The organism is Streptomyces echinoruber, from assembly GCF_014651135.1.
GTDB lineage: Bacteria > Actinomycetota > Actinomycetes > Streptomycetales > Streptomycetaceae > Streptomyces > Streptomyces echinoruber.
Genome location: NZ_BMWH01000008.1, coordinates 89575 through 99848 on the forward strand (window position 1 = coordinate 89575; position 10274 = coordinate 99848).

The window sequence follows — 10274 nt, forward strand, 5'->3', positions numbered from 1 at the left end:
GTGAACGCGGGTCGGCGGACCGGCCAACTTCCCCCGCGTACCGGCCCCTTGGCGCGAAACGAACCGCATACTCTCCCCGAACGCGCCCGACCGGGGGAGTCCCGCCGGTTCCGTCCCGCATCCCAGGGAGGCAGAGCATGGCCCTCACCACCCGCCGCAGAGCCCTCACCACCCTCGGCGCCGCCCTCGTCGGCGCCGTCGCACTGCCCGCCACGGGCGCCTCCGCGACCACCGGCCACGGCGCCTCAGCAGCCACCGGCCCCGACACGTCCGCGACCACCGGCCCCGACGCGTCCGCGACCACCGGCCACGACGCGTCCGCGGCCACCGGCCACCGCGGCCCGCGCCCGCTGTGGCGCGCCCACGCCCACAACGACTACGAGCACCCGCACCCCCTGTACGACACCCTCGGCCACCGCTTCGGCAGCGTGGAGGCCGACATTTACCTCGTCGGCGACCAGCTCCTCGTCGCCCACGAGCCCGCCGAACTCGACCCCGCCCGCACCCTGGAGTCCCTCTACCTCGACCCGCTCGCCGCCCTGGTCCGCGCCAACCACGGCCAGGTGTACCGGGGTTGGCGTCGACCGCTGCACTTGCTGATCGACATCAAGACCGAGGGCTCCTCGACCTACCTGGAACTCGACCGCCATCTGCGGCGCTACCGGCACCTGTTCACGACCTTCGCCCACGGCCGCATCCACCCGGGCTCGGTCACCGCCGTGGTCTCCGGCGACCGCGCCGCCCGCGCGCCGATGGAGGCGCAGGCCGTGCGGCGCGCCTTCTACGACGGCCGGCTCACCGACCTCGGCACCTCGGCACCGGCCTCCTTCATCCCCCTGATCAGCGACAACTGGACGCAGAACTTCACCTGGCCCGGCGCGGGCGCCTTCCCCGGGGCCGAGCGGCAGAAGCTGCGCGGCATCGTGGCGCAGGCGCACGCCCGCGGGCAGAAGGTGCGCTTCTGGGCCACCCCGGACACCCCCGGCCCCGCCCGCGACGCGCTGTGGGCCGAACTGCTCGCCGCCGGCGTGGACTGCCTCAACACCGACGACCTGGCCGGCCTGGCGGCCTTCCTCGGCGCACACGAACGGCCGTAGCGCCCCTGCCCGCGTCAAGACCACACGTTCGGAGGACAAGTCAGCCGCCCGGACGAACCCTTCGCTACGCCACACTTGCGGCCGAACGCCGTGAATCGGACGTCACGGCGTGGCGGAGGAGGGTGACGTGGCGATTTCCATCTCGGCGCTGGTGCTGCTGACGATCCTGGTGGTGGTCTTCGTCCGCAGCGGCGGGCTGAAGTTCTCCCACGCCCTGGTCTGCGTCCTGCTCGGCTTCCTGCTGGCCGGATCGAGCATGGCGCCGACCATCCACCAGGGACTCACCGCGACCGCGGGCATCGTCAGCAGCCTGCAGCCCTGAGCCGGGGCCCTCACGGGCCGGAGAAGACCCCGACACCGTTCGGCACCGGGCGTTCGGCACCGCCGGTGGGATGATTGAGCACGGTGACGGCGCTCGCGCCCGGCTCCCGGGCGACCAGCGTCGTCGACCCGCCGCCGTCCAGGCTGAAGGCGTCGACGGAACCCAGCGACCGCAGGGCGGCCGCCACCTCGGCCACGGTCAGCCCGCCGCGGTACTGCGGCGCGCCGTCCAGCGCGAGCAGCAGCACGCGTCGCCCCTGCTCGGCGATGCCGACGGCGGTGCGCACGGCCGGCACGGTGTCGTCCAGACCCGGCAGCGGCCGCCCGCCGGTCAGCAGCGGGTAGCCGCCCAGGGCGAAGCGGTACGGGACGCGGGAGGCCGCGGTCACCAGGCCGTAGCGGACGAAGACCCGCTCGCCGACGGCGAGTTTGCGCAGCCACTGGGCCCCCGCCTCCCGGCCCACCAGCACCGTGGTGCCGGGCGCGACGGCGCCGCTGCCCGGGGTGCCGGCGGACGCGACGACCCGGCCGTGGCGCACGGTCACCTCGTAGGTGTCCGTGCTGCACGGCGCCGCCCGGTCGGTGTCGGTGCCGCAGGTGGCGCGGACGCGCGACACGCCGCCCCAGTCCGCGGTGAACGCGCCGACGGAGCCCACCGGCAGGGCGTACTGGTTCAGCCCGCCGAGCCGCAGCCGCCCCTCGGGCGTGCGCACCGACCCCTTCAGGGCCAGGCGGTCCAGGCGGGCGCGCCGGTCGGTGCCCACGCCGAAGACCTCCTCGGTGGTGGTGCCGGGCGGCAGCGCCGGCCCGAACCGCTGCCCGGCCGGCACCGCGCCCTTCAGCACCCGCCCGGCGGCGATCGCCGGTCCCACCGCCGCGCCCGTGGCCTCGACGCCCGGATGCCGGCTCTCGGTGATGTTGAAGAAATCCCCGTTGACACCGGCCACGGCGCCCTGCGCGTCGGCCATCCGCGACACCGGCGCCCGCGCGGCCACCGCGCCCGCGGTGAGCAGACCCAGGTGCACGTGCGGATCGCGCAGGTCGATCCGGAGCACATGGGCGTGCGCGACACCCCCGGCCGCCGGCACGTCGACCTCCTCGTACACCACTCCGGGGGCGATGCCGGTGCCGCCGCCCGTGACGGCGCCGGCCGGTGCCGCCCCCGTCAGGGCCGCACCGGCCAGCGCGACACAGGCGGCCAGGAGGGCCGCCGGCCTGCTCGTCGTTCTTCCGCACCGCTTCCGACGCAGCGTCACACGACCCCCTGATGTCACGTCAACTGTGGCAGGAATCGGGGGAAGTGCACCAGACGGCGCGGAGCAGCGGGATGTCTAGGCGCCGACGACGCGCGAACGGATCAGGAAACGCACCCCCTCGGGTGCCTCCAGCGAGAAACCGCTGCCCCGTCCGGGCACCACGTCGACGACGAGCCGGGTGTGGCACCACGCCGCGAACTGACTGCGCGACATCCAGAACGGCACCGGCTCGGCCACCCCCTCGACCTCCAGCTCCGCCAGCAGCACGTCCGAACCGCCGGTGCGGAACTCGCCCGCCGGGTAGCACATCGGGGCGCTGCCGTCGCAGCAGCCGCCCGACTGGTGGAACATCAGCGGCCCGTGGACCTCGCGCAGCCGCCGCACCAGCTCGGCGGCCGCGGGCGTGAGCGCGACGCGCGGGATCTCCTCGTACATGACGGCCAGGCAAGCATCCGGGAGGTTGCGAACAGGTTGCACACCGGTCGGCCCGTGACGTTTCTGCGGTGAACCGGCTGCTCCGAACAGGTGAGTAAAGCACGTACAAGAAGAAGTCCCGGCGCGGACCAAGAGATCCTCTTGTCTTGGCAAAGGGCCGCCGTGTCGAGGCGGTCCGCACATGCCGCGCGTTCGCCCATGGGAGGAGCCAGACCTTGAGTCACGGAAACAAGCTGCGGGAGCAGATCGGCCGGCCGGGCACCACGCCGCTGATCGGCGTGTTCGACATGTACTCCGCGTCGATCGCGGCTCAGCACTACGACGGGATGTTCGTCTCCGGCTTCGGCTTCGCCGCCTCGTACTACGGGCTGCCGGACATCGGCTTTATCGCCTGGCCGGACATGGTGGCGTTCGTCCAGCGGCTGCGGGGCGCCTTCCCCCACCACCACCTGCTGGTGGACATCGACGACGGGTACGTCGACCCCGAGGTCGCCTGCCACGTCGTGGAGGGGCTGGAGCGGATCGGCGCCTCCGGCGTGATCCTGGAGGACCAGAAGCGCCCGCGCCGCTGCGGGCACGCCGACGGCAAGCAGGTGCTGCCGCTCGACGAGTACCTGCACAAGCTGGAGAAGGTGCTGGCGACCCGTCAGGAGCTGGTCGTGGTGGCCCGCACGGACGCCACGGACGAGCACGACATCCTGCGCCGGGCCGAGGCCCTGGCCGCCACCGACGCCGACGTCGTCCTCGTCGACGGCATCCGCAGCGTGGAGTGGATCCGCCGGGTGCGCGAGGTGGTGGGCGGCAAGCCGCTGCTGTTCAACCAGATCGCCGGCGGCAAGTCCCCCCGCCTCTCGCTCGGCGAACTCACCGCCCTCGGCGTGGACGTCGCCATCTACAGCACCCCGTGCCTCTTCGCCGCCCACGAGGCGATGGACCGCGCGCTCACCGACCTCAAACACGCCGACGGCCGCCTGCCGGAGGTGGAACCGGGCCACGGCGTCGGCGTCCAGGCGGCCACCCGGCTGCTGGAGCGCAACATCGCGGGCCGCCGGCCGGAGGCCGAGGAGGTGCCCGCGTGAGCCCCGCCGCACCACGGCTGCGGACGGCGGGAGCCCTGGCCGCGGCACTGCTCGCCGCCGGCGCCCCGGCAGCGGCGGCCGACGGTGTGATCACCGTCGTCGACAACTCCCACGCCGACTCGATCCTCGAGATCGACCGCACGGCCAACGTCCAGACCGGCAGCGGCACCGCCGGCAGCGACCACGACGGCAGCGCGGTCGACCTCATGCAGGCCCTCGTCACGGCCGGGCATCCGGGGGACGACGGCGGCTGACCCGTGACCCGTGCGTCGCGCACACGGGAAGCGGCCGCGCTCGAGAACGCGGGGATCGCGCCCCCGGCCCCGTGCGTCGCGCACGCGTGACGCGGCCGGTCGTCGGGCCCCCGCGCCGGTTCGGCGCACCGCGTGCGTCGCAGGCGCGCGAGGCGGCCGGACTCCGCCCAGCGAAGGCACCGGATCCGGCCGTCTCCGGCTGCGCCCGCCCGGCCGTGCGGAACACCGCAGGGCCGGGCGGGAAGGCGCGGGGAACGCGGCGGCGGCCCCCTCGGCCGGACCGGGCCGCGGGCGGCGACCGGCCGCCACCCGCGCGGTCACCGCTCTTTCCCTCTTTCCCGCCAACTCCCCGCGGACGCCGCCCATATGACCGGACACGGGCGCCCGGTCGCCCCGGCCCCGCGGACCCGGTGCCCGTAGTATCGGTGATCTCATGGGGGAGGTGGTCATGGGCAGGCAGCGTCCCGGTACACCGACGCTGGAGGAGGTGGCCGCCCGCGCCGGGGTGGGGCGGGGCACCGTGTCCCGGGTGATCAACAACGCGGCGGGGGTGAAGGACTCGACACGCCGCGCCGTGCAGCGCGCCATCGCCGAACTCGGGTACGTGCCCAACCTCGCCGCCCGCTCCCTGGCCGGGCGGCGCGCGGACGCCGTCGCCCTGGCCATGACCGAGCAGGACTGGCGGCTGTTCGGCGAGCCGTTCTTCGCCGAGACGGTACGGGCGGTCAGCGACGCCCTGACCGACACCGGGATGCAGCTGCTGCTCACCCTCGTCCGCACGGCCGCCGAGCGGCAGCGGTTCGTGGAGTACGCGCGCGGTGGCCGGGTCGACGGCGCCCTGCTGATGTCCGTGCGCGCCGACGACCCGCTGCCCGACATGCTCGCCGAGGCCGGGCTGCCCACCGTCCTGCTCGGGCGCCGCTCCGGCGACGAGTGCGTCACCTACGTCGACGCCGACAACGTGGGCGGCGCCCGCGCCGCGGTCGCCCACCTGCTCGACGGCGGCCGCAGCAGGATCGCCACGATCACCGGGCCGCTCGACATGTACGTCGCCCAGTGCCGGCTGCGCGGCTACCGGGAGGCCCTGGACCGCGCCGGCATCCGGAGCCGCTCCTCCTGGGAGGCGGAGAGCGACTTCACCGAGGAGAGCGGGCGGCGCGCCATGGCCGAGCTGCTCGAGCGGCACCCGGACATCGACGGCGTGTTCGCCGCCTCGGACACCACGGCCGCCGGGGCGCTGGCCGCCCTGCGCGCGGCGGGCCGCCGGGTGCCCGGCGACGTCGCGGTGATCGGCTTCGACGACTTCCCGCTGGCGCAGCGCACCGATCCGCGGTTGACCACCGTCCGCCAGCCGCTGGAGGAGATCGGCCGGGCCCTGGTACGGCTGCTGCTGGAGGAGATGGAGCAGCCGGCCGTCGCCTGGCGGCACGTGATCCTCCGCACGGAACTCGTGCTGCGCGACTCGGCGCCGTAGCCCCTGCCGGGCTTCTCGCACCGTGGACGCCGCCGGAGCCCTCTCGTGCCTGGGACGCCCCCGGACGCCTCCTGTCGAACGTTTTCGGGAGCGCTCCCAGCCTTTCGGCCCAATGTAACAGCCCATCAGCACCCGCTGCGAACTAGGGTTTCGAAGAATCTTCGATCCTTTCTCGTCTCCCGTCTTGTCAGGGACACGGAGTGCTCCCTACAGTCCGTGGCAACCGATGGATGGGAGCGCTCCCACTGTCCAGGCGCCGTACCGGCCTCCCTCCGAGAGGACCCCCACATGCGACCGTTACCGCATCACCCCACAGCCGTGCACCGCGTGCTCGGCGCACTGCTCGTCGCCCTCGCCGCCGTGGCGGCGCTCGGAGTCACCGCCCCGAAGGCGAGAGCGGACACCACGATCTGCGAGCAGTACGGGACGACGACGATCCAGGGCCGCTACGTCGTCCAGAACAACCGCTGGGGCACCAGCGCCACCCAGTGCATCACGGTCACCGACTCCGGTTTCCGCATCAGCCAGGCCGACGGATCGGTGCCCACCAACGGAGCCCCCAAGTCGTACCCGTCGGTCTACAACGGCTGCCACTACACCAACTGCTCCCCGGGCACCAGCCTCCCGGCCCGGCTCAGCGGCATCTCCAGCGCGCCGACCAGCATCTCCTACACCTACGTCAGTGACGCCGTCTACGACGCCGCGTACGACATCTGGCTCGACCCGACGCCCCGGACCGACGGCGTGAACAAGACGGAGATCATGGTCTGGTTCAACAAGGTCGGGCCGATCCAGCCGGTGGGCTCCCAGGTCGGCACGGCCACCGTCGCCGGCCGCAGCTGGCAGGTCTGGTCCGGCAGCAACGGCTCCAACGACGTGCTGTCCTTCGTCGCCCCCTCGGCGATCGGCAGCTGGAGCTTCGACGTGATGGACTTCGTCCGCCAGGCGATCTCGCGCGGACTCGCCCAGAGCAGCTGGTATCTGACGAGTGTTCAGGCGGGCTTCGAGCCCTGGCAGAACGGCACCGGTCTCGCGGTGACCTCCTTCTCCTCGACCGTCAACACCGGCGGCGGCACACCGGGCGGACCCGGCGGCACCCTGGCGTGCAAGGTGGCGTACACCGCCGGCACCTGGCAGGGCGGCTTCACCGCCGACGTCACGGTCAGCAACACCGGTACCTCCGCCGTGGACGGCTGGAAGCTCGCCTTCACCCTGCCCTCGGGGCAGCGGATCACCAACGCCTGGAACGCCACCGTCTCCCCGTCCTCGGGAGCCGTGACGGCGACCGGCCTGGCGCACAACTCCCAGATCGCGCCCGGTGCCAGTCAGACGTTCGGCTTCCAGGGCACCTACAGCGGCACGTTCGCCAAGCCGGACGCCTTCAGCCTCAACGGGACGGCCTGCAGCGGCGCGTGACGCGGTGGCGCTGCGAGCCGTGACGCCGTGACGCCGTGAGGCGGTGGCGCTGTGACGGGCCCGCCGGAGTCCGCTCCCCTTCCCCGCACCGACGGGGCGGACCCCGTCTCCCTCCGCGCCCCTCCGCACTCCTCCGCCCGCCCGGCCGGCGCCCTCCCCGGGCGGGCGGAGGCTCCAGCCCGCGGCCCGTCACCGGGAGCGGCGACGGCACCGGTGACGAGGGCGACGGCGGACGGCGGCGACGTCGGACGAGCAGCCGGAAGAACGGCGAAGACGACGACAACGGCAACGGCGAAGACGACGACAAAGGCGACGACAAAGGCGACGACAAAGGCGACGACAAAGGCGACGAAGAGCACGGAAGAACGAACGACGGAAGGAGTGAACGTGGCTCGACGCAGCAGACTCCTCTCGGTGGCGGCGGCTTTCGCCACCCTGCTCGCGGCGCTCGGCCTGGCCCTTCTCGGCCAGGGCCGCGCCCAGGCGCACGGGGTGGCGATGCTCCCCGGATCGCGCACCTACCTGTGCTACCTGGACGCCCGCACCGCCACCGGCAGCCTCGACCCGACCAACCCGGCGTGCAAGGACGCGCTGGCCAAGAGCGGGGCGACGGCGCTGTACAACTGGTTCGCGGTGCTCGACTCCAACGCGGGCGGCCGCGGGGCCGGTTATGTGCCGGACGGCACCCTGTGCAGCGCCGGCAACCGGTCGCCGTACGACTTCGCCGCGTACAACGCCGCCCGCGCCGACTGGCCGAGGACCCACCTGACCTCGGGCGGCACGATCCAGGTGCAGTACAGCAACTGGGCCGCGCACCCGGGCGACTTCCGCGTCTACCTCACCAAGCCCGGCTGGTCGCCCACCTCGCAACTGCGCTGGGCGGACCTGGACCTGATCCAGACGGTCACCAACCCGCCCCAGCAGGGCTCGCCGGGCACGGACGGCGGCCACTACTACTGGGACCTGAAGCTGCCCTCCGGGCGTTCCGGTGACGCGCTGGTCTTCATCCAGTGGGTGCGCTCCGACAGCCAGGAGAACTTCTTCTCCTGCTCGGACGTCGTCTTCGACGGCGGCCACGGCGAGGTGACCGGCATCCGTGGCTCGGCCACCCCGACGCCGACCCCCACGCCCACCCCGACCCCCACGCCCACGCCCACGCCGGCGGATTCGTGCATGGCCTCGTACAGCGTGACCAGCTCCTGGGGTGGCGGCTTCCAGGGCTCCGTCGAGGTGATGAACCACGGCACCGCGCCGCTGAGCGGCTGGTCGGTGTCCTGGAAGCCCGGCGACGGCACGAAGATCGGCAGCGTGTGGAACGGCACCCTGTCCACGGCCGCGGACGGCACGGTGACGGTCAAGAACGTCGACTACAACCGGGTCGTGCCCGCCGGCGGCAGTGTCACGTTCGGCTTCACGGCGACCTCGACGGGCAACAACCTGCCCGTCGGTTCCATCGCTTGCGTGACGTCGTAGCACAGGGGCGCGTGGGCCGCGGCGCGTGAACGCACCGGCCCACGGCGCCCGTGGACGTGCCGGCGCGACGGCCGCTCGGGGGCACCCGTCGCGCCGGCACTCGTACCGCCCGCCGAGCTCGGCGGGCCGCCCGCGCCCTCCGCATGAGCAGCAGGTCGGTCGAGCGGGTCGAGCGTGGGACGCCGCCGTCCAGCGGAACGGAGCCCGCGCCACCGCCTTCGCCGCCGAGTGCGACACGACCGTCGTCACACACGCCTCCGTGACCTCAGGCTTCCTCGGCGTCCTGCCGGACCGGGATCACGCACCGCCCGGCTTCACTCTCAACGGGGCGTCGAGCGCGACGAGTTGGCCTCCCCATGGTTTCCGCGCCGGTACCCACCGCCCCTTTGCCTCTCTGCGGGGCACCACCGCCGCCGCGTTACAGGCTTCGGCGACGGAAATCAGAGTTCTCGCCAAATCCACTTCTCGGTCCGAATTTCGCATATGCGCGGTTCACCGCCGCGACGGTGGCCTGACCTCATGGTCGTCCTGAGCTACGGGAAGCGGAGCGAGGGGCTCGGCGCCGCCCGGGCGGCGGAGCGGGCCGCAGGTGTGGCACGGTCCCGCGATCCACCTGGCCGTTAACGGGTTACTGGTCCGTATCCGTGATATGGCGTGATTCACTCGTTGAAAAACGGCGTTCTGTCACCATCATCGCCATCGAAAAACGGCCATCCGAACGGCGGCGGGGGGCATGGCCATGGGGCTGCTCGGCAATGAGCTGGCGTTCGCGGACGCTCTGACGGCCCAAGAGCGCGAGAGTGTGATGGAACTCGGCACCCGGAAGCGGTATCCGGCAGATGCCCATCTCATGACAGAAGGTGACCGGTCGAGTCACGTCGTGATCATACTTCGGGGGTGGGTGACCGTTTCCGTGGCGATGGACCGGGGGGCCACCCGGTTGATACTCGGGCTGCGTGGCCCCGGTGAACTGCTGGGCGAGATGGCCGCACTGGACCGGCATCCGCGCAGCGCCACCGTCCGCGCGCTGGGCCCGACAGAGGCCCAGGTCATCTCCGGGGACGCGTTCCGCCGCTATCTCGCCCTGCACCCCCGGGTCAGCGGTCTGGTGATACGCCAGCTCGCCTTCCGCCTCCGCAGCGCCGACCAGGAACGGTCCGCGCTCGCCTCGCTCACCGTGCTGCAGCGCCTCGCCAGCCGCCTGATCGAATTCTCCGAGGTCGAACCCTCCGGGCCCTACACACCGTCCGCGGGCCATCCACCCCCGGGCCTCCCGTCCGCCGGGCCGGTCGTGCGGCTGGCCCAGGACGAGCTCGCCGCCACGATCGGAGCCACCCGGGAGGCCGTCGCCAAGGCCCTGCGCCTGCTGCGCGGACAGAACATCGTGCGCACCGGCAACCGGTCGGTGCAGATCGTCGATTCGGACCTGCTCGCGCTCCTCGCGGCCGGCCATCACGAATAGAACCTCT

At 72.9% G+C, this 10274-nt stretch carries 10 protein-coding genes; 8 read left to right on the forward strand and 2 right to left on the reverse strand.

What is annotated here, in order from left to right; translation table 11 throughout:
- The first annotated feature begins 137 nt into the window (after nt 1–137).
- Together IE225_RS13075 and IE225_RS13080 are read left to right on the forward strand one after the other, a co-directional pair.
- Nucleotides 138–1097: a phosphatidylinositol-specific phospholipase C/glycerophosphodiester phosphodiesterase family protein gene (locus IE225_RS13075; protein WP_190057633.1), complete on the forward strand. Its 960-nt coding sequence runs from the start codon at nt 138–140 to the stop codon at nt 1095–1097.
- Between the two features lie 127 nt (nt 1098–1224).
- Nucleotides 1225–1419, forward strand: a complete 195-nt coding sequence (locus IE225_RS13080; RefSeq protein WP_190057634.1) for a hypothetical protein — start codon at nt 1225–1227, stop codon at nt 1417–1419.
- Nucleotides 1420–1429: 10 nt separating this feature from the next.
- On the opposite strand, the gene IE225_RS13085 is transcribed toward IE225_RS13080, so the two are convergent.
- A complete protein-coding gene (locus IE225_RS13085) occupies nt 1430–2674 on the reverse strand; it encodes a phosphodiester glycosidase family protein (RefSeq protein WP_190057635.1) in 1245 nt (414 codons plus the stop codon).
- A gap of 75 nt (nt 2675–2749) precedes the next feature.
- Nucleotides 2750–3109 (reverse strand): DUF779 domain-containing protein, encoded by a 360-nt coding sequence (locus tag IE225_RS13090; RefSeq protein ID WP_190057636.1) that lies wholly within the window; start codon nt 3107–3109, stop codon nt 2750–2752.
- A 215-nt stretch (nt 3110–3324) separates the two neighbouring features.
- Here IE225_RS13090 and IE225_RS13095 point away from each other — a divergent pair, with 215 nt between their 5' ends.
- The 6 genes from IE225_RS13095 to IE225_RS13120 all read left to right on the forward strand — a co-directional run bounded on the left by IE225_RS13095 (nt 3325) and on the right by IE225_RS13120 (nt 10267).
- Nucleotides 3325–4188, forward strand: a complete 864-nt coding sequence (locus IE225_RS13095) for an isocitrate lyase/PEP mutase family protein (protein WP_190057637.1) — start codon at nt 3325–3327, stop codon at nt 4186–4188.
- The gene (locus IE225_RS13100) at nt 4185–4442 is read left to right on the forward strand and encodes a hypothetical protein (protein ID WP_190057638.1); all 258 of its coding nucleotides are present in this window, start codon (nt 4185–4187) and stop codon (nt 4440–4442) included. Before IE225_RS13095 ends, IE225_RS13100 begins: the two co-directional genes overlap by 4 nt.
- A 448-nt stretch (nt 4443–4890) precedes the next feature.
- Nucleotides 4891–5916: a LacI family DNA-binding transcriptional regulator gene (locus IE225_RS13105; RefSeq protein ID WP_190057639.1), complete on the forward strand. Its 1026-nt coding sequence runs from the start codon at nt 4891–4893 to the stop codon at nt 5914–5916.
- Between the two features lie 288 nt (nt 5917–6204).
- A complete protein-coding gene (locus IE225_RS13110; protein ID WP_190057640.1) occupies nt 6205–7332 on the forward strand; it encodes a glycoside hydrolase family 12 protein in 1128 nt (375 codons plus the stop codon).
- 387 nt (nt 7333–7719) lie between these two features.
- The gene (locus IE225_RS13115) at nt 7720–8805 is read left to right on the forward strand and encodes a lytic polysaccharide monooxygenase auxiliary activity family 9 protein (protein WP_190057641.1); all 1086 of its coding nucleotides are present in this window, start codon (nt 7720–7722) and stop codon (nt 8803–8805) included.
- Between the two features lie 739 nt (nt 8806–9544).
- Nucleotides 9545–10267, forward strand: coding sequence for a Crp/Fnr family transcriptional regulator (locus IE225_RS13120; RefSeq protein WP_190057702.1), 723 nt, complete (start codon nt 9545–9547; stop codon nt 10265–10267).
- Nucleotides 10268–10274 lie beyond the last annotated feature (7 nt).

What these genes read in the sequence shown, in the direction of transcription:
- IE225_RS13075 (WP_190057633.1), top strand. Translation starts at nt 138, where the DNA reads ATGGCCCTCACCACCCGCCGCAGAGCCCTCACCACCCTCGGCGCCGCC.
- IE225_RS13090 (WP_190057636.1), bottom strand. Translation starts at nt 3,109, where the DNA reads ATGTACGAGGAGATCCCGCGCGTCGCGCTCACGCCCGCGGCCGCCGAG.
- IE225_RS13105 (WP_190057639.1), top strand. Translation starts at nt 4,891, where the DNA reads ATGGGCAGGCAGCGTCCCGGTACACCGACGCTGGAGGAGGTGGCCGCC.
- IE225_RS13110 (WP_190057640.1), top strand. Translation starts at nt 6,205, where the DNA reads ATGCGACCGTTACCGCATCACCCCACAGCCGTGCACCGCGTGCTCGGC.
- IE225_RS13120 (WP_190057702.1), top strand. Translation starts at nt 9,545, where the DNA reads ATGGGGCTGCTCGGCAATGAGCTGGCGTTCGCGGACGCTCTGACGGCC.